Genomic DNA, 18,189 nt, shown 5'->3' with positions numbered 1-18,189 from the left:
CGTGCCGAGCACGCTCGGCCGAGGGCCCGTCCTGCGTCCATGGCCCGTGCCGAATGGGACGCGTACCGGATCCGGGTCCTTGCCTCCGGCTCAGAACAGCCCCTCCTGCGGGTGGGCGAACTCCCGCACCGGAAAGCCGAGTCCGCCCGAGGCGGCCGGCGGCACCAGCTCCCAGCCGGTCATCAGGCGCGTGTCGAGGACCACCGCCCCGCGTCCGGCGACCGCCACATGAAGATCAGGTCCCGCGGCCGCGACCAACTCACCGCTCACACCGCCGCCGGGCACGAGTTCCACCACTTCCCCGAGGGCGGCCGGCGCACCGGCGAGCCCGAACGCCTCGTAGTGGTCGACGACTTCACAGGGCTCGCGACTCAACGACTCCGGCCACCCGCCGAGCGCCACGGCCCGCGCGTGCAGTTCCCGCACCTGCGCCGCGCGCTCCGCCCCGGTCCGCGGCAACGCCGACCGCACGGCCCGCTTCTCGGCGTACGGAACCCGGTCCGGCACCCGGAGCGCGGCCCGCAGCAACTCCTCGGTCCGCCTCGCGGCCATCAGCGGGCCGGTGCCGAGCCAGCTGAAGCAGACGGCGCCCTGCTCCAGCAGCCGCGCGCCGCCGCGCTCGACCGCGGTGATCCCGACCTTCACCATCCCGGGCCCGAACCACGCCAGGTACACCCGGTACGGCCGCGGGTCGTCGGCGAGCGTGTCGGCGGCCACGGAGTGCGCCCGGTCCAGCCGCGCGCACTCCTCGCACCGGGCCCCCGTGCTCCGTCGCGACACCACGGCCCGCACCGGACAGTCATGTCCCCGCGCCCCCACACACGTCCGCTCACAACCTCCCGGCACGCCGAACCCGATCCGCTTCCCCCAGGGCAGCCCACTGCGCCGTCCCCCACCCCACACCAGCACGGGCCCGCCCATCGCCCAACGGAGCCCCGAACACTTCCACACCTGTGCCATCACTCGTGAGGGTAAGGGCGGGGTCCGACAGAGGGGATGCGCGCGGCGGAAGGGCGCGGGCGGCGCCGGCCCCTTCACTCGACACGGCCGCTGCGGCCGGGGCCGCCCAGGCCACGTGGTCCCGTCCGCCGGGGCATGACCGTGGCGGCGGGTGGTGCCGAGCACAGCCATGAGGAGCCCCCGCGCCGGGCGGCCGGCCCCGTCGGTGACCGCCTTCCCGCCCCGTCGGCCCCTGCGCCCGGGCGATGGTGCGAGGCCCGCACGCCGGAATGATGTTCGGCTGCCCGTGCGTACTTGTGCCGCCGTTCGAGTGGCCACCCACGACGGCTTCCGCAAGGCCGTGAGGATGAGCAGCTGAACTGAACGTCGTCCACAAAGGGGGGCGCATGGCTGGTACTTGCCCGGTTCCTCGCCCGTGCCGATTTTGGGCTTGCGGCCGGCCGCAGCTAAGGAGACATCGGATGCGCGTATCGCGCAAAATCGTAGGGAGCGTCATTCTGCCGCTCCTGCTGGTCGGCATCACACCCGCCACCAGCCAGGCCGCAGAAGCCCGGGGCCGAAGCCAGGCCTTCTGCCCGACCGAGCATCGCAACACCGCGCAGAACACGGCCCCGAACCCACAGCTGGAGGAGTACCACGACGGCGACTGGCGGCTCGGCCCCAAGAAACTTCCCCGCGCCGGCCGCATCGGGCGGATGCTGCGGGGCTACCGGCCGGAGGGCCGCACGTCCCGGTACTGGTTCCTCGGGTGCTACTGGCAGACGAATCCGCAGAATCCGCCGGCACAGCAGGTCGGCGGCTGGTGGTTCCCGGACAACAACGGGTTCCTGCTCCGCCACGGCCGTCCGGTGGAGCGGTCGTTGACCCTCCGGACGGGGCAACTGATCGACCTCTTCGGCAGAGGGGACACGGGCCACTTCCTCGCGCCGAAGGGCACGCCGTACGCCAAGCGCGCGATCCCGCCGAGCAACCTGGACGAATACAACGCCTCGGACCCCCCGTTCAACTACCACCTCTACGAGGTCACCGCGCCGTTCACCGTCGAGGCCGGGCCGGCCAGACCCTGGTTCAACCAGCCCGGGCTGGGCACCCAGTACTACACGAGCACCAGCGTCGGGGACCTGAAGGCTGCTCAGAAGCTGAGGGAAATCACGGTCCCATGACGTCATGAGGCGGTACTGGCGATGTTCTTGACGACGTCGCCGATGCGGCTGACCGCCTCGGCCAGGGACCCGGAGGCGCAGCCGCATCCAAGCCCGTGTTTCGAGGAGTTCCACGGACCCGGTTGTGCCGATCATCCGCCGGGCGCCGTGCGGCCCCTTCCCCGCCGTGATCCGCTTCGACAAAATCCCCGCGGCTGCCCGCGGCAACCGGCTGCGCGCCGCGTGCGAGCCGGCCGTCCGGATCGGCCTGCGGCGCGGTGAGGTGCTGGGGCTGCGCCGGCCGGATCGTCGATCTTCGCGAAGGGGTCCCCACCGTCCGGCAGGCCCACGGCGGGTCGGCGGCGAATCCCTGATCGTCGCGCCGAAGACTCGGCGTTCGGCCCGTCGCGCGGCCTGTCGCCGCATGCGTGACCGCGCTCCGTGCCGGCACGCGCAACAGCCGGACGGCGGTCGGTGCCAACTGGCAGGGGACGGTTCGGGGCCTCGTCCTCCCCACGAAGAGCGGGACTCCCGTCGAGCCGCTCAACCTGAACCGATCATTCGAGGCGCCGTGCTCCCGCACGGGAGTCCGCGTGGTCCGCTTCATGACCTCCGCCGCGCCAGCGCGTGATCATTCGGGCTTCGGCGCCCTGTTCGTCAGCCCAGCACTCCGGTGAGAGCGCGGGTGAGTACGGTGGCGAAGCGGTCGCGGGGGTTGCGTCGGGGCTGGGTGGCGGCGAGCAAGGCGGAGATACGGGGGTGGGTGCCGGCGGTGGCCACGTGGCTCAGGTAGGCGGACCGGCGCTGGGCGTCGGGGTCTGCGGCAGCCAGTTCATTCTGGACGAACAGTGCGGTCAGTGCGTTCAGTACGGCGAATGCCTCGAGTTTGTGGGCCGGCTCGGCCGGATGGTCGGCGAGTACGTCGAGTAGGTGCTCAAGCAGGTCGGTCCCGTGCGGGCCGAGGACAGGACGCGTGACGACCAGGATCGGCAGCCAGGGGTGGCGTCGCATGATCTGGCGGGCCTGGTGGGCGATTTCCAGGAGGTCCGCCTGCCAGTCGCCGCTTGGGGCGGGCAGGTGGTATTCGCCGGCGGTGCTGTCGACCATCAGGTCGAGCAGGTCGTCGCGGGTGGCCACATAGCGGTAGAGCGAGGCGGCACCGGTGCCCAGGGCCGCGGCGAGGCGCCGCATGGAGACGGCGTCCAGGCCCTCCCGGTCGGCCAGTTCCACTGCGGCGGCGGTGATTTCGGCGCGGCTGCGCTCGGCCGGGCGTCCGACCGGTGCCTGTTCCGGCCGCAGCCAGATCACCGGTTCGCGCTGTCCTGCCACTGCCACCTCCCGCGTTGCCGCCACTCTACCTTTCCGGGTACGGTGTTCGCGAACAGCGTTTGCGAACGATTGGGGGACTCGCTATGCAGCGCTTCGCGTACAACGACGGAATCCAGATCGCCTTCGAAGACCTCGGCGGGGCGGGCGGGGACCCGCTGCTGCTGGTGATGGGACTGGGGACCTCGCGGTTCTGGTGGCCGGACGGACTGGTGAACGAACTGGTGCACCGCGGCTTCCACGTCGTGGCCTACGACCAGCGCGACGCCGGCCAGTCCACTCACCTGCCCGACCGGCGCGTGGGCCCGCCGGTCGCAGCCCTCCTGCGCCACGCACCCCCGGCCTACAGCGGCGAGGACCTGGCCGACGATGCCGTCGCCGTTCTCGACGCGCTCGGCTGGGAATGCGCTCACCTCTTCGGCCACTCCATGGGCGGGCTCGTGGCTCAGCGCATCGCGATCCGCCATCCACAACGTGTGCACACGCTCGCCACCTCCTCGGCCGTCCCCAGTGACGCGAAGGGCCTGAGTGTCCTGCGCTATCTGCGGTTGGCACCCCTGGTCCGCTTCGCCAGGCTGCATCACCCCCAGACCCCGCAGGGCAACATGGCCCTGGCCCTGGCCGTCGCCCGCATCCTGGCCGCACCCGGCCAGCACATCGGCGAGTACGACGTGCGTGAGTTCCTGGACAAAGAGGCCGCGCACCAGGTCGTCAGCTTCCGCGACCAGAAGGCGCAGAGCCGCCAGATCGGTGCGAAGTGGCACGGCGGCCCGCTCGCCGGGCTCACCGCGCCGACCCTGGTGCTGCACGGAGAACAAGACCCGCTGCTGCGCGTGTCGGCCGCACGCGACATCGCCGCTGCCGTCCCCGGCGCCCGTCTGCGCACCCTGCCAGGCGTGGGACACTTCCTCGCCGGCGACGTCTGGGCCACTTACGCAGACGAACTGCGCGCGCTCGCCGACCGCGTCGACGACCAGCCGTCCACCGTCCGTGAAGACTGAAAATCATGTGGTGGCCGCAGGCCACAACATAGATCCTGCCCGCCGGCATGAGAAGTTCGAGGTCCTGATGGGCCGGATGGCGGGCCGGTTCGCGCGGGTCGAACTTCATGGAAACGCTCGGGCACGGCACGGCACGGCACGGCACGATCACGATGGCGCCGGACACCTACGCACACACGTCATGCCCACGACGCTCAAGGCCGCCGCCGACCGGATGACGACGCCCTCGGCTTGGAGGAGCCGGCGGAATCAGACGGCGAGCAGGAGCCCCGCACCGAGGAGTGATCGGCTCTTCGGGCCGCGTTGATGTCAGCGGATGATGTACAAGGCCCCTCAGGATGAATCTGAGGGGCCTTCGACCTCTGCGCACTCGGCAGGATTCGAACCTGCAACCTTCTGATCCGTAGCTCTGCAGAGATCGGTCAATGAGGGTCATGGAAGCCACCGTTCGGTTCCTCGGAGTGGCTGTCGGCCATGGGCGGTCGCTGGGGTTGCTGTACTTCGCTGCTGTGCCACTCACAGGTCCACTCGGGACTCCGTCTCCCGGCTACCCTGCCGCAGCACGACGTGCGCCGGCCTGAAGGGCAGACCGCGGAGGGTTGACTCCATCACCCTGAAGAGCGCTTCTGCATCCTTCCCGTAGGCGTATAGCACTGCTTCGCCTCCGCCGAACTCGTTCCCGTCGACCTCGCCGACTCCCGCCTCCTCGGCGGCGACCGCCATGGCCCGCTCAGCGTCGAAGATCGCTTGGCGCTCGGCACGCGAGCCGTACTCGTTGTCACTGAGCCGGTAGTGGGCAATCACTGCTTCTTCCGGCGCCTCTGGTTCGGGAAGCCCAAAAAGCGTGTCCATGCGCGCACGATCCCACCAGCCTCCGACAACGCTTGACGGTGCACTCTTTCCAAGTCTGTTGGTGGTCCCGGGGGTATCGAACATGGCCGTTCGCCTGGGTTCATGGGCGGCCGCTCGTGAGGGTGGCGAGCGCCGTCGGTCTCGTCTGAACGGCCATGAACGCCGCTGAACGAGAATCGGTGAGACTGCCGTCCGGCCAGTCGCTCTAGTGGGCATTACCGGGCGGGCAGGGTTGCTGTGGTTGCTGTACTCCGCTGCTGTACCGCTACGTGCTGACCGGGCCGGGGCGGGCATCTGGGCGCCCGCGCGCCGATCCGGCGGTGGGGGGGACCGCCTACGCCACCCAGCAGTAGAGGTCGAACCCTTGATCATTCGCGACGCGGGCCAGTTCAGAAACCTCGGTCAGGATCTCGCGTGCGGGCTCGTCGTCCAGATCCTCTCCATCTTCGCTGCGCATGCGTTTCCAGCCCTTGGCGAGCTCGGCGATGCGAAGGTCGTCGGCGCCTGCCAACTCGCGGAGGAGCCGCTCGGACACCACGAACACCTCGCAGTCACCGTCCTCGGCGACACTGCGCGGCTCCCCGGCATCCAAAAGCGCATCGAAGCTTGTCGCGGTCGTCAGCTCTTCCCACTCCACGACAGAGATCTCAACCAAGAAGTTGCCCAATGTCACCGTCTCGAACGTGCCCTCGGGTCCACCCGAAAGGACGCTGGCCGCCGCTGACGTCTCATCCGGCGCAACGAAGAATTTGATGATCCTGCTCATCGCTGCATCATGGCTCAGCCCGCCGGTCTGGTGCACTGTCCACCTCCTGACTGATCTTGAAAACCGTCGCGGCAGCGATGCCACCCCGGGTTCAAACCCCACCGCCTCCACTCTGAGAGCAGCGGAAACGGCCTCCGACCCGGTTGGTTGGCCGGGGGCCGTTCTCGGGTCCGGCTACCGTGACTTACCGGCGTCCCCGTGGGTTCCCGCTGATCGGCACGCAAGGGGCACGACTGCCTCCTCGATGCGAACCATGGGCGGGACGGTCACTGAGGTCTGCTCGGCAGGTCAGTCGGTCGTCCGGGGTCGACGGCGGACGGCCACGGTTGCTGTGGGTGCGCTGTACGTTCCTGCTGTACGGCGGAGCCTGCGACGGGGGGTAGCAAGCGTGCGGGCACCTGGCCTCTTCTTCGTCATCCTGCCTTGTCTCGCCATCGCTTGCTTCGCTTGCTTCGCCGCGCTCCGCTCCCAGGACCACAAGATCGCCAAGAGCTTCGCCTATGGATGTCTGTTTGTCGGCGTGGGCTCCGTGACCATCCCCATTGCGCTCATCCTTCTCTGGGTCGCCTGGGCATCATTCGCATAGGGTGCGAATCACGCAGGAAGATGGCTGGGCGGTCATCCACCCGGAGCACCAGTTTTGGAAGATCGCGTATGCGGGTGGGTGCTAACCAGGTGAGACGCCGACCTGGGCGTTTCCGGTGCGTTGACCGCGACTCCCCGCTGTTCCCCGTGCAGCCCCCGGCCGGCACGCGGAGGGAACGGCGCTTCGCCGTCACCCCCCTCGATCGTCGGCCGACCACCCTGCCTCGGCACCAATTCAGGGATCGGTTTCCCGGCCGCGGGCGAGTCCGGCTGCCACTACAGGCAAAACGGTCATAAAATCTGCATGAATGGGTGCAAACAGGCATGAAACGGAATAAAATGGGCACTGTGCAGCCAAGGGGTGCATCACCGGGACAGTCCCGACGCCAGGAGACTCTCAATGACCTACGGAACGATGGCCGCTCCCGAGTCCAACCCCCGCGCCAAAGCCGCTTTGGCTGCCGACTGCGAGGTGTGCAACGGCTGGGGAACCGTGATCACTTCCCAGGGGCGGCACGAACTGTGCCAGGCCTGCCAGGCCCCCACCGAACGCGAGTGCCACGACAGCAGCTGATTGCAGGGGGTTCCGACACGCTCGGTCTGCTGCCGGCCGTGCTGGTCACGCCGGCGTCGACCACCGACCGGGACGCCGCACGCATCCTGCTGACGGCGGCCAGGGACCGCTTCGGGCGGCTGACACGGGTCTGGGCCGACGGCGGCCATACCGGCCGCCGCGTCGACTGGAGTGCGGCACAGCTCGGAGTCGTTCTCGACATCGTCCGCCGCAGCGACGGCATCAGCGGCTTCCAGGTGCTGCCCCGCCGCTGGGTCGTGGAACGGTCTTTCGCCTGGTGCCTGCGCAGCCGGCGCCTGGTCCGTGACTACGAGCGGCGCACCGACACCAGTGAAGCCGTCATCTGGTGGTCGATGACCATGCTCATGAGCCGCCGCCTTGCCGCCCACCGCCAGCAGCGTCGTGTTCCGGCAGCGGGGGAGGCAGCGGTGAACCGGCCCGGTTTCTGCTCGACCAGCCAGCCTCGTTCCACCAGCCGCTGCGGAAGCAAGTGAGGAAGAGGTGCCGGCCGCGCTCGGCAAACTGTCCGCCGCCATGGGCGGTACCGGGGCCGAGACCGGCTGATCCAGACCCCGTTGCTGTACTTCGCTGTTGTACGCCCCTGAAACGCAAGAGGCCCCGGATCTCTCCGGGGCCTCTCATCTGTGCGCACTCGGCAGGATTCGAACCTGCAACCTTCTGATCCGTAGGATCGGGCGGACGGTTGGGCGGGGTCTCCGCCTTCCTCCCGGCTGATCGCTGACGGTCGTGATCAACAGCCTCAGTGTGCCGTCGTTGCCGTCAGGGTTGCCGTCAGCGCTGGGCGGTGGCACCGGGTAGCGCCGACTCGCAGCGTGCGCAGGACTTCAGGCCCAGCCCGGCACAGGCCCAGCCCGGATGTGAGTTACACCTTTCTCCACAGGTTCAAGCACCCGTCGTCGCTTCGCTCCTCCGGGCGGGCGCGGGCGGCCGGCGGCGCCCGCGCTCATGTCTCCGCCCCGCTCGGCACCGCTGGCCGCCCGCTCCCGCCCAAGAGGCAGGCACCGGGCATGAGGTCAGAACACGTCGTGGCTGGGGCGGTCGGCTCCGCGACTTTAGCCAGCCACTTTGGCGCGAGCCTCGAAGATCATGGCCCCATCGTCGTGCTTTACCGGGCAGGTCCACAGACTGCCCGACGCGCCGGAAGCTTACGGGGCCATGATCACTCGCGCCAAAGCAGCTCCCGGCCAAAGTCGCTCCGCCGACCTCAGCAATGCACGTGCGGCCAGCCGAACCGAGGCCGCGCGCGAGCTGACCCTGGGACTAGGACTTGTCCGGGCGATCATGTGACGGCATCGTGCCTGAATCGTTGATGCCGGCATGGGGCGGGGCGAATTGACGGACAGGGGATGGGAACGGCTTCGGCCATTTCTGCCGGTCAGCAACGGCCGTTGCGGTCGGTGGCGGGATCACCGGCAGGTGATCGACGGGATCTTGCACCGGGTGCGGACCGGGGTGCAGTGGCGTGACCTGCCCGAGCGGTACGGACCGTGGAAGACGGTGTACGAACGCCACCGGCTGTGGTCGGCCGACGGTACCTGGGAACGGCTGCTGCAGCAGGTCCAGGCCGCGGCGGGCGCCGCGGGTGAGATCGACTGGGACATCGCGGTGGACTCCACCATCGTGCGGGCCCATCAGCACGCGGCCGGTGCCCGCACCGATCCGCCGCCGGCCCCCGTGTCAAAGGGGGGCGACGACGCCGAACATCAGGCCGAGACGCCGTGGCAGAGTCTGCTCGCTCGCCTGGTGGAGGTGGTGCAGGAGGTGAGGGCCTGGGCCGCTCGCGCGGCGGCTTCACCAGCAAGCTCCACCTGAGCGCGGACGGCCGCTGCCGCCCGCTGTCCCTGGTCATTACCGGCGGACAGCGGGCGGACTGCACCCAGATTGAGGCGGTACTGGAGAAAATCCGTGTCCCGCGGCACGGTCGGGGCAGGCCGCGCAAGAAGCCCGACAGCGTCACCGCGGACAAGGCCTACAGCAACGGCCCGTGCCGCGAGTACCTACGACGTCGCGGCATCCGCCACACGATTCCGGAGAGGGCGGACAGCAAGGCCGCCCGCCTGCGAGCGGGCGATCAACAAGCTCAAGCAGTCCCGGGCCGTGGCCACTCGCTACGACAAGCCCGGCTACGTCTTCCTCGGAACGGTCACTGTGGCAACAGCGATCATCTGGCTCCGCTCATGACCGAACGGACGCGCTCGGCTCAAGCGCAAAGCTCTGGCCAACCGCCGCGAGCAGTTCGAGTGGCAACTCTTTATCCCCCTGTCCAATAGCGAGCCCGAGCCAGCGACCGGGATCCCGGTGCGGCCACGCCTGCATGCTTCCAGCCAGCTGGCTCAGGCAGTTGATCGGCTCGGACACCGCCTCCCCCTCGAGGCCGGCCCGCAGATACGGCAACAGGTCAACGACGAGCGGCTCGCCCCAGCGTGCGGTAAGGGCTGCGAGTAGGGCGTCCAGGTAGGCCCTCAGGTCTGTGTCAGCCTCGCGCGCCGCTTGGCCGTCATCGTCATCCCAGAACTCCTGACTGGCTCGCAGGATGCGGACACGATGCTCAGGGCCACCCCACCCGGTGGCGTCATGGAAGTTCGCCTCCGGGAAAGGCTGTGCGAGCAGCTCGTCGATCAAGGAGAGGTACTCCTCAAGGGCCCCACTCGAAAAAGATCCGAACTCAGCGGTCGTCATGAGCGCAGGCTATGGGACTGCGCCGACAACCAACCCCTGGCCTTGCACACCGAACCGTGATCGCCCGGACAGCTCCTAGCAGTCGAGCTGCGCCTCGATCACTCCCGTAAGCCATCGCTCAACAAACTCGGCGACCGAAGAGGCTGCCCACCTGCGGCTGTCGGTCTCGTGATCCCAGAGGAAGACCTGCTCAAATTGCCCTGGTACAAGCACTACCCCGAACAAGTCACCATTGCCCGGAATGTCCGAGAAGAAGAGCAGCTGATCGAAGGCCATGTACAGGTCAGAGAAGGAGCTGCGCAGCTCCAGGTTCCGCTGGATGATCGTTTCGAGCGGCGACACCAGGTGATTGCCGTACTCGCCAACGACACCGTTGCTCTCCCGCAGCACCGAGATCAAGTCGTCCGGCAGCGGGTGCCCAAGGGCCTCCGCGGCCTCGCTCAAGGCGTCATCCGTGGCGGGAGCGCTGAACGCGATCTCGACCCCGCCAGCGTGCCGCGTGATCAACTCTTTCCACATTCGGCGATGATCGTACCGACCCCCAGATAAGGCAACCCCGAGCTATCCGCGATGCGTGCCCAACACGTGCCCGATGCAGCGGCGACTCACGGGGAACAGCGGAGAAGCCCGGTCAGTGCCCCAAGAACGCGCAGTCAGCATCTCCCCAGCTCAGCTCCGATCCGCATCCGGGTCTTCCAAACTGGGGCTGCTCGCCCTGGCCGCTTCGTTCGAGTGGCCGCCGCTCAGCGCCGACGAGCACGGAAATGCAGCCAGTCACGGTGGGTTGACCGGCGAGAGTGGCCGACGACGTGAAAGCCCACCTCACCCAGCTGGGCGGTAAACGGTTCGAACCGGTGCAAGACGTACCAGCGTTGGCGACTCGACTGGTAGGAGACCGGCTCCCATAGCTCGCCGTCACCTTCGGCGAGGCTGGTGATCAACTCGCCGCCTGTTCGCAGCACTCGCGCGAACTCGCTGAGCACGACCGGCACGTCGGACCTTGGGATGTGCAGCAGCGCGGCAGCACACCATATGGCATCCAGCGAGCTCGTTGCTATCGGTAGTGCACGCATATCGGCCTGAGCGACGCCTTGCGCGCCCTGCGAGGAGAGCATCCCCCAGGAAAGATCGAAACCAGTAGCGCGGAAGCCGCATTCCCGCAGTAACTGCGTGTGGTGGCCGGGGCCACAGCCAATGTCCGCGACGCGGGCTCCGCCCGGAAGCACTGCGGACAGGTAATCAAGATCGGCGGTGATCCACTTGGCCGGTCCGGCCCACCGCTCTGCGTACTCAGACGCGATGACGTCGTACGTAGCCCGTGTCTCCCGTATGTTGTCGATCACACCGCCACCCTACGACGAGAACATGCGTGGAGCAGCCGACATCAGCGAGGGCGAAAAGCCAGGGACCCCGGCACCGGTCGACGGACCGACCAGGGCGAGGCAGCGCCCGGCGAGCAGGGACCGAGCCGCGCGCATGATCGAACTCCTGGAGCGGTGGTCACACGACAGCGGCGCCGACGGCGGTGACGGCAGCGCTGACGGCAACGACGGGGGGCGGCAGCGGCACTCGGCAGCCTGGCACAGTGACTGCAAGGGACGATGGGTCCGGCCCACCGAGGTGTGCCCGCATCTTCTAAGCGCTTGGTCGGGCCAAGCAACCGAGCTGCTCCGGGACGAAGAGGTCGTGCCAGACGCGTGCCAGATCCAGCGGGGAACCACGGGGAACACCAGTGTATCGAGGAAGGGCCAGCCAGGCGCCAAGCCCGCACCGTCGCAGGTCAGAAGGGGAACCACCGCTGCAGCACCCAAGCTTCCCAAGCTGAGATGCACAGTGCCGGCGGCCGCAGCCTCCCCCACCGGTCCACATGACATCCTCTCCGCATGGCTGATTCACCATGGGCAGCACTCACTTCGGTGGAGCGCGATCTGATGGTCTGCGCCAGCGAGGCGTCGGGCATCCTCGCCTACGCGACGAGCGGCAAAGACGAACACGGCCACGCTGTCGATCTTCCGCACATTGTGCTCGGCCTCGTCGATCGCGGCTGGGTACACGTCCATCGCCTCGAACCTTGGACCGCACCGGACGGACAGGCAGTCGCGACATACGGCCCGCCGATACCCCGTGCGGAGATCCCCGAGGTCCTCAAGGATCCGGCGGTCTGGGACGACCCTGACGATCCAGATTGGATCGGCGCCGTCACGCTGTCAGCCACGGAGACGTGGCGAGCGCTCATTCGGCAGCAGAGCCACACCGCCGAATAGCCGGAGCAAGCGCCGCAGGTTGATGATGGGGCCCGCGCCCGGTGCCGACGAGGCGGGCCCCATGCAACCTGGCTGCCGTCGTCTCAATTTCCGTCTCATTCAGCCCCGTTCACCGCCGTACAGGCGAGACCTCAAGCCGTCCCCGCATCGGACGACCAGCCAACCATGAACGCAGTTGAACGCCCCTGCACGCCGCTCCACGAGGCACCAACAGACTTGGAAGGCGTGTTGAGGGCCTGACGGAGAGCCCGAACGCCTCGCGCGGTGCCGGCGCGACTAGGATCCCAGCCGGGCGAAGTCGTAGCGCAGAGGTAGTCGCGCGCGGTCTCCAAAATCGCGAGGACGCCGGTTCGAATCCGGCCGGCTTCGTCCGCCCAGGCTGCGCGAGGTGCAGTCCCAGGGGCACAGAATGGCCCCGTCAGCGGTACGGATCATCACGCAGTCGCTCGCATTGCTTCGGGACAAAGCGGTCCGTCGGCAAGACAGAACTAGTCAGCCACGCCCAGGTCCTCACGCATGATCCGGCGCATGGCAGTCAGTACGGGCTCTGCCGCCTTCAGGTCGATGAGTGCCTGATCCGCGCTCTCGCCCTCCCGAGCCAGACCCCGATCAATGCGCTTGGCAGTAGCGTCGATCGCGGCCAGGACAACGTTCAACTCGCGAGATGCCCTGAGTACCGCTTCGGGGACGATCATCTGAGCCTCGGCGTAGCGATCCCGGTAGTCCCGCCGCGCCTCCTCGACCTGGGCGCGGTCGTCGTCGGTGTAAACACTGTCCCGCATGCGATGGAGGGCGTCTTTCAGCATGGTGTGGAAGTGACGGGAGGCGCGGTTCATAGCACTGTACGCAGCGCGCCGCTCCTCAAACACCCGCCTTCCCTCCTCGACCTGCCTCTCTTCCGCCCGCTGGCGCTTCGTCGTCCAAGTCGTGATGACAGGCGCCAGGAGCGTGCCGAGCACTCCAACGACGGCAGTGACCATGGCGGCAGTCGTGGCACCCATGCACGCGACCCTAGCGGCTGGCCACCGTCGCTGGCCCCAGAACCCGTCAGCGGCTCGCTGACATCCATGCTTGACATCAACGACACCAGACAGGCACGCACGCGTCTCTATGTGGCTGGGAAGACAGTCAACATCACCGAGCCCACGGACTCCGGACCGAACTCCTAAAGCGGATGTCGCAGGTTCGATCAGCCGAGGTAGGGCCGCTCACGGTGCTCCAGGAAGTGACGGATCCGGAGCCGCTGCGTGTGGTGCATCGGTAGTTGATCAATCTCCTTCGGCTGGACGAACCGCAGCTCCGTGGACTCGTCCGAGATCGCCAGCCGGCCACCGACCACGCGGGCGGTGAAGCAGACGTTGAACTGTCTGCGTACCTCACCGTCCGAGTAGGCAATGATGTGGCGAGGGTCGGTGTAGGTGCCCACGAGCCCGGTGATCTCCACGTCCAGACCCGTTTCCTCCTTCACCTCTCGGACGGCCGTTCCCGGGAGTGAGTCGGTCATCTCCATGCCGCCACCAGGGAGCGCCCAAAGATCGTTATCCCGGCGGCGCTGAAGGAGGAGACGCCCTTCGTCGTCGGTCACCACGGCGGACGCGGCGACCACCAAGCTGTTCGGCTCAGGTGCCGCCGGGTCGTCGTAATACTCGGTCCGTGCCATGGTCACCCTTCTCGTACCGGGGCCGCGGTCTCCCACACCGCGTCAAAGCTGCTGACGTAAGTGTCGAACATGCCGCCCTCTCCGTTGCGCCGAAGATGCCATACGGGTGCACCGTAGGCGTTCACGCCCCAGACATGGGCATTGACCAGCGCCTGGTCATCTGCACGATAGATCGAGTTGTACAGCGTGGTGGCATGGGTCCGCACCTCGATGCCGGGTACCTCGGCCAGGGGGCGATAGTGCATGAGGGCGAGTCGGCAGCGGGACTCGATCCCATGGCCGAACCTCTCTTCGCTACCGCGCTGTTGGACGTTCGTGCTGTCCGGGTCGCCGATCGCGATACGGACAGCACACCCATCGGCAGCTCGCTCTCGCAACAAGTCGTTGAGCCGCGGGTACGCCTCGTGCAGGAAGACGGCCGCGTACACCAACACGTCGATGTGCTCGCGGGCCTGGGACAGCATGTTCACGAAGGTGGACACGGGGATGTCCGCCCGCTGGTCGTAGAGAGCCACAAGTTCCGGACTAACAGCGCGGGCAGGGCGTGCCTGTCGGAGCGCTGGCCATAGAGCGTGCACGTCTTCTCCTAGCGTTTCCGCTGCCAACATGGCCGTGGCTCGGCGTGGCGTACGCCCCAAATTGACCTATCGTTCGACGGACTTGGGATCGACTTCGACCCGGTCCGCGAGGGCGGTGTACGTCCAGCCGCCGGCCGCCATGGCAGCACGTAGCCTCTCGTTCGGCATCCCAATCTCTCCCAACACTCGGGGACGGCACTAGGGACGTTCTATCCGACGCGGGACGTCCTGAAGTGGTGTTTGTCGGAGGTTCCGACGTCCTCATGGGCGCCAGGATGCTCGTGCACATGGCGAGCAACCAGCAGACCAGACCAGGCATCGGTGAACTGGCGAAGGACCCTGCCAGCGGACGAATCGGCGTCGTCATGGGTGAGATCGGCGCCCGGGTGCAGATAAGGCCCATCGGTGGTGGCGTCGAGTGGGACGCCCGGCCGGACAACGTGGTGGTGCCGACAGCGCGGGAGGAACTGAGCGCCCGCCTTGCCATCAAGGACGGCAACCGCCGGGGCAGGCTGTGATGCGCGCCATCGGCCGATACGCGGGACCTCTGTTCATCATCGTGATCAGCAGCTCGTGTGGCCTGGTGATCGGCATGGCCCTCGGTATCCGCCGGTAGACCGGCTGGCCCCGAACGGGGTGCCACCTTCCTTGGCTCCCCCTTCCCCGTTCGGGGCCGGCCTTCCATCCCACTCGGTTGTCCTGGGCCATGCCTCGGTGACCGATGCGGGCGTAAGTGCCAGAGCACAGCGACACTCAAGGAGTTTTCGCATGACGGCAACGGCCAACGACCAGAGGACCGGGCGCGCGGTGGCCGGTGAGGAGCTGTTCGACAGCCTCACCCACTTCGTGGTCGTCCACAACGGGCAGTCACCCGAGCGGGCGGCACGGATCGCGGACCAGGCGGTGGCCTTCCTGGTCACTGCGGCAACCGCCACCGTCCCCATGGTCCCGTCGGACGACGTGGACCTCGGCCTGCACGCGCTCATCCTGCACACGAAGGAGTACGCCGCGCTCTGCGAGCAGAACGCGGGCCGCTTCCTGCACCACAACCCGACGCTGGGCGGCGGACCCGTGACCGGGAGAAGGTTGCCGCCTCCGCGCACGCGATGAAGGCTGCCGGGTTCATGGTCTTCGACGACCTGTGGACCGTGGACGGCACGAACCTCGCGCAGTGCGACTCGGACTGCGGTCGACCGTACGGCCAGGCATAGCAACACGACGCGGCCGGCCTCGACTCTGGGTCGGCCGCCTCGCCCGGAAGGAGAACAGACGTTGTCCGGGACACCCCCTGAACTGCCGATCGTCGTGCTCGACGCACTCATGCCCACGGCTCAGCGCCTGGTCCTCAATCGCCGGGGCTCCACGGTCTGGGAGGTGGAAAGCCACAGGGGCCACTACGCCGTGAAGGTCGGCTACCCGATCGAGGCAACGACGGACTGGTCCGCCCAGCCCTGGACGGCGCTCGCCCCCGCACGTGAAGGTGCCGTGCTGCACCGCCTCGGGTGCCCTGACTTCGCGTACGGCGAATGGGACGGCGGTACCTGGAACTTCCAGCCGTGGCGCGAAGGACCGGATCTCTACCAGCTGTGGGAGCCCTGCCGTGAGCCGGACTCGCGCATCGAGCCGCACACCAGCGTGGCCCTGAGTTGTGTGGAGGCGCTGGCCGAACTGCATGCCCAGGGCTGGGCCCACGGCGATGTGCAGCCCGCGCACTTCATCATCGGGCCGGAACGGACCCACCTCATCGACTTGGCTTTGGCGCGCGGTGGGCACGTGCCCGAGGGGTACGACTTCCCGTTCCGCGGCTGCCTCGTCCACTACGAGGCGCCGGAGATCGCGCGCAGTGTACTCGCGACCGGAGCGGCGCAGGCCACACCCGAAGCCGACATCTACGCACTCGGCGCATCACTGCTCATCTCCGCCACGGGCTGGCGGGCGGTCGAATACCCGGACGACGCACCGCGCTCCGTGCAGCGACAAGCGGTGGCGGACGGCAGGCGGCGGCCGGTGAAGGTGCAGGACGAACTGGGCGAGCTGATCGAGGCCATGCTCAGCCATGCCCCCGAAGACAGGCCAACGATCTACGAGGTCGGTAAAGCCCTGAGCTAAGCCCGCTGACGCCGCGCACGGCGAAAGCCGACCACACGCAAAGACCGGACCACCCCTCAGCCTGGACAGCATTCCGGGTGGTCCGGTCACGGAGGCCCTGATCAGGACCCCGGTGCCGATGGTACCGGGGCCATTGGCGTGCTCGGATTCGGGCGCTGCTTCAACACCGGCCTTTCGATGTCGATTTGAAAGGGGTTCTGACCTGAGCCACAGAAAGTCAGCCACGACGACGGGGGCGCCGAACGGGCACCCGTCACGTGTGTTGCAGCAACCCCCCACTGGCCTCGGCCACGCTGCCATGCTTTTGATCTTTAGCCCGCAGACGCCTCCGCTTCGCCCCCGCCGGTCACTCAGCGATGGCGCGACCGGTCCGCAGGCCGCGACGAAGCCGGGCGCCGCGCCACGGATCTTGTCGGCGCCGTGCGCTTGGTTGTGCCGGTACTGGTGGCCATGTGGCCTGGGGCGGTGGGCGGTTGGGTGGCGTGGTTGTGCTTGGCGTACGTCGGCCTGGTCCTGGTGCTCGGAGTGGTCGGGTTGCTCCCTGGTCTGGCTGTCCGCCTTGGCGATTCTGCGCGCTGAGCGGCGGGGGGCCGCCGGAGCGGTGGCGGAGACATGGAGCGGTGGCGGCCACGGGCCGCCAGCGCGCGCGGACCGCCGTAGGCGGGCCGCCTTGATCCAGTAAAGAAACTCTGAACAGCTCCGCAGGGCAGGGCAGGGCAACGCGAGAGACACGCGACCGCACGATGAACAAGCGCCGGACCTGCGTCAGAAGGCCCGTCGGGCAAGCGATCAAGCAGTGCCCCGGCGGTTCGAGCTAGCACCTACGCGACGACGGCACGGCGGCAAACGAGGAGCGATGGCCGAGCACATACCGGACAGCGAAATGGGGTTGACCAGCATTCACGCCGGGGACGCAGAACAGATGACCGCGCTGATCAAAGAGATGCGGGCCATGGTCGGTCGCCTCAGCAGGGAGACCAGAGAGTTGCGAGAGGAAGTGGCCAAGCTCAGGACTACGACTTCGCCTGCTGGGCAGCCTTCAGCTCCTCGACCTCACGCCGCAGTTCCTGATGATCAGCGCTGAGGGCACGGATCTGGCGGCCGTGCTCGTCGGCTACGGCTATCCCCTCCTCGGATCCTCGGCGGATCGGGTGGCCCTCGAATCGGCCCTCGTGGCCTTCCTCTACAACTCCCCGGAGAACCACGCATGAAGGATCAGAACGCCTTGGCTGAAGGGGTCGTCGGCCACACGCCCCTATTCGTCGTCCTGGTGCTCGCCGTGATCGTCGGCTGGGCGGTTTGGTGGGTGGTCCGCTACCTGCGCGCCGACACCATGACCCGGCAGTCCATCCGGCAGACCGTACGTGTGCGGTGGGGCTGGAAGCGACTCGCACCGATGCTCAAGCTGTCGGTCACGGACAAGACCCCGACCGCGCCGGCAACGCTGGCGAACACGAACGGCAAGCCCATCAAGCCCCGTATCCTCATACCCGCCCTGCGGGTGACGCACGACGCGTACGGAGTGATCGCACGGGCGCGGTGCCTGCCCGGCGTGGGCCTCCAACAGTTCCAGAAGGCTGCCCCACATCTGGCGGACGCCTGGCGGTGCACACGGGTGGCGGTCACCCAGGACAAGCCGGGTCAGGTCCTCATCCGGGGGGTGCGCCTCGAT

At 67.9% G+C, this 18,189-nt stretch carries 17 protein-coding genes, 1 tRNA gene and 4 pseudogenes; 12 read left to right on the top strand and 10 right to left on the bottom strand.

The features are described 5' to 3' along the window. Window positions 1-90: 90 nt before the first annotated feature. Complete coding sequence (locus tag AC5WRT_RS06970; RefSeq protein WP_496092088.1) at window positions 91-960, bottom strand: DUF2797 domain-containing protein; 870 nt, start codon at window positions 958-960, stop codon at window positions 91-93. 461 nt (window positions 961-1,421) lie between these two features. Here AC5WRT_RS06970 and AC5WRT_RS06965 point away from each other — a divergent pair, with 461 nt between their 5' ends. Then, entirely contained in the window at window positions 1,422-2,123 is a 702-nt protein-coding gene (locus tag AC5WRT_RS06965) for a TNT domain-containing protein (RefSeq protein ID WP_496092089.1), read from the top strand. Between the two features lie 636 nt (window positions 2,124-2,759). Here the strand turns inward: AC5WRT_RS06965 and AC5WRT_RS06960 are convergent. Next, window positions 2,760-3,431, bottom strand: coding sequence for a TetR/AcrR family transcriptional regulator C-terminal domain-containing protein (locus AC5WRT_RS06960; protein WP_496092090.1), 672 nt, complete (start codon window positions 3,429-3,431; stop codon window positions 2,760-2,762). An 83-nt stretch (window positions 3,432-3,514) separates the two neighbouring features. Here AC5WRT_RS06960 and AC5WRT_RS06955 point away from each other — a divergent pair, with 83 nt between their 5' ends. Then, a complete protein-coding gene (locus AC5WRT_RS06955; RefSeq protein ID WP_496100014.1) occupies window positions 3,515-4,429 on the top strand; it encodes an alpha/beta fold hydrolase in 915 nt (304 codons plus the stop codon). A 516-nt stretch (window positions 4,430-4,945) separates the two neighbouring features. Here the strand turns inward: AC5WRT_RS06955 and AC5WRT_RS06950 are convergent. After that, a complete protein-coding gene (locus AC5WRT_RS06950; protein WP_496092092.1) occupies window positions 4,946-5,281 on the bottom strand; it encodes a hypothetical protein in 336 nt (111 codons plus the stop codon). A gap of 334 nt (window positions 5,282-5,615) precedes the next feature. Next, window positions 5,616-6,047 (bottom strand): hypothetical protein, encoded by a 432-nt coding sequence (locus AC5WRT_RS06945; protein ID WP_496092093.1) that lies wholly within the window; start codon window positions 6,045-6,047, stop codon window positions 5,616-5,618. A 985-nt stretch (window positions 6,048-7,032) separates the two neighbouring features. Between AC5WRT_RS06945 and AC5WRT_RS06940 the strand changes: the two genes are divergently transcribed. The 3 genes and pseudogenes from AC5WRT_RS06940 (at window position 7,033) to AC5WRT_RS06930 (ending at window position 9,408) form a co-directional block, all read left to right on the top strand. Then, window positions 7,033-7,206 (top strand): hypothetical protein, encoded by a 174-nt coding sequence (locus AC5WRT_RS06940; protein ID WP_496092094.1) that lies wholly within the window; start codon window positions 7,033-7,035, stop codon window positions 7,204-7,206. Then, window positions 7,188-7,700 (top strand): transposase, encoded by a 513-nt coding sequence (locus AC5WRT_RS06935; protein WP_496100013.1) that lies wholly within the window; start codon window positions 7,188-7,190, stop codon window positions 7,698-7,700. Before AC5WRT_RS06940 ends, AC5WRT_RS06935 begins: the two co-directional genes overlap by 19 nt. An 844-nt stretch (window positions 7,701-8,544) precedes the next feature. Continuing rightward, window positions 8,545-9,408 (top strand): annotated as a pseudogene (locus AC5WRT_RS06930) (IS5 family transposase). Here AC5WRT_RS06930 and AC5WRT_RS06925 read toward each other — a convergent pair. From AC5WRT_RS06925 to AC5WRT_RS06915, 3 genes are all read right to left on the bottom strand, one after another. Beyond that, on the bottom strand, window positions 9,403-9,906 hold the full coding sequence (locus AC5WRT_RS06925) for a hypothetical protein (protein WP_496092096.1): 504 nt from the start codon (window positions 9,904-9,906) through the stop codon (window positions 9,403-9,405). The pseudogene AC5WRT_RS06930 and the gene AC5WRT_RS06925 sit on opposite strands and share 6 nt — an antisense overlap. Before the next feature lie 75 nt (window positions 9,907-9,981). Then, a complete protein-coding gene (locus AC5WRT_RS06920; RefSeq protein ID WP_496092097.1) occupies window positions 9,982-10,425 on the bottom strand; it encodes an SMI1/KNR4 family protein in 444 nt (147 codons plus the stop codon). Between the two features lie 224 nt (window positions 10,426-10,649). Further along, window positions 10,650-11,249 carry a class I SAM-dependent methyltransferase gene (locus AC5WRT_RS06915; protein WP_496092098.1) on the bottom strand — a complete coding sequence of 200 codons (600 nt, stop codon included), beginning with the start codon at window positions 11,247-11,249 and terminating at the stop codon, window positions 10,650-10,652. Window positions 11,250-11,789: 540 nt separating this feature from the next. Between AC5WRT_RS06915 and AC5WRT_RS06910 the strand changes: the two genes are divergently transcribed. Both AC5WRT_RS06910 and AC5WRT_RS06905 read left to right on the top strand, forming a co-directional pair. Next, window positions 11,790-12,170: a hypothetical protein gene (locus AC5WRT_RS06910; protein WP_496092099.1), complete on the top strand. Its 381-nt coding sequence runs from the start codon at window positions 11,790-11,792 to the stop codon at window positions 12,168-12,170. Between the two features lie 294 nt (window positions 12,171-12,464). Continuing rightward, window positions 12,465-12,539, top strand: a tRNA-Trp gene (locus tag AC5WRT_RS06905). A 119-nt stretch (window positions 12,540-12,658) separates the two neighbouring features. Here AC5WRT_RS06905 and AC5WRT_RS06900 read toward each other — a convergent pair. From AC5WRT_RS06900 to AC5WRT_RS06890, 3 genes and pseudogenes are all read right to left on the bottom strand, one after another. Next, entirely contained in the window at window positions 12,659-13,171 is a 513-nt protein-coding gene (locus AC5WRT_RS06900; protein ID WP_496100012.1) for a hypothetical protein, read from the bottom strand. Window positions 13,172-13,359: 188 nt separating this feature from the next. After that, window positions 13,360-13,830 (bottom strand): NUDIX domain-containing protein, encoded by a 471-nt coding sequence (locus AC5WRT_RS06895; RefSeq protein ID WP_496092101.1) that lies wholly within the window; start codon window positions 13,828-13,830, stop codon window positions 13,360-13,362. Window positions 13,831-13,832: 2 nt separating this feature from the next. Further along, a pseudogene (locus tag AC5WRT_RS06890) lies at window positions 13,833-14,576 on the bottom strand (XRE family transcriptional regulator). 107 nt (window positions 14,577-14,683) lie between these two features. Here AC5WRT_RS06890 and AC5WRT_RS06885 point away from each other — a divergent pair. The 5 genes and pseudogenes from AC5WRT_RS06885 to AC5WRT_RS06865 all read left to right on the top strand — a co-directional run. Continuing rightward, complete coding sequence (locus AC5WRT_RS06885) at window positions 14,684-14,926, top strand: hypothetical protein (RefSeq protein WP_496092329.1); 243 nt, start codon at window positions 14,684-14,686, stop codon at window positions 14,924-14,926. 250 nt (window positions 14,927-15,176) lie between these two features. Beyond that, window positions 15,177-15,619 (top strand): annotated as a pseudogene (locus AC5WRT_RS06880) (glycine-rich domain-containing protein). Window positions 15,620-15,680: 61 nt separating this feature from the next. After that, window positions 15,681-16,517: a protein kinase domain-containing protein gene (locus AC5WRT_RS06875; RefSeq protein ID WP_496092103.1), complete on the top strand. Its 837-nt coding sequence runs from the start codon at window positions 15,681-15,683 to the stop codon at window positions 16,515-16,517. Window positions 16,518-17,587: 1,070 nt separating this feature from the next. Further along, window positions 17,588-17,728 (top strand): hypothetical protein, encoded by a 141-nt coding sequence (locus AC5WRT_RS06870; RefSeq protein ID WP_496092104.1) that lies wholly within the window; start codon window positions 17,588-17,590, stop codon window positions 17,726-17,728. Continuing rightward, a pseudogene (locus tag AC5WRT_RS06865) lies at window positions 17,725-18,114 on the top strand (FtsK/SpoIIIE domain-containing protein); the annotation flags it as partial. The gene AC5WRT_RS06870 and the pseudogene AC5WRT_RS06865, both read left to right, overlap by 4 nt. Window positions 18,115-18,189 lie beyond the last annotated feature (75 nt).

The sequence above is a fragment of the Streptomyces sp. NTD91 genome, from assembly GCF_059510455.1.
This window is presented reverse-complemented; position numbering and strand designations above follow the sequence as displayed.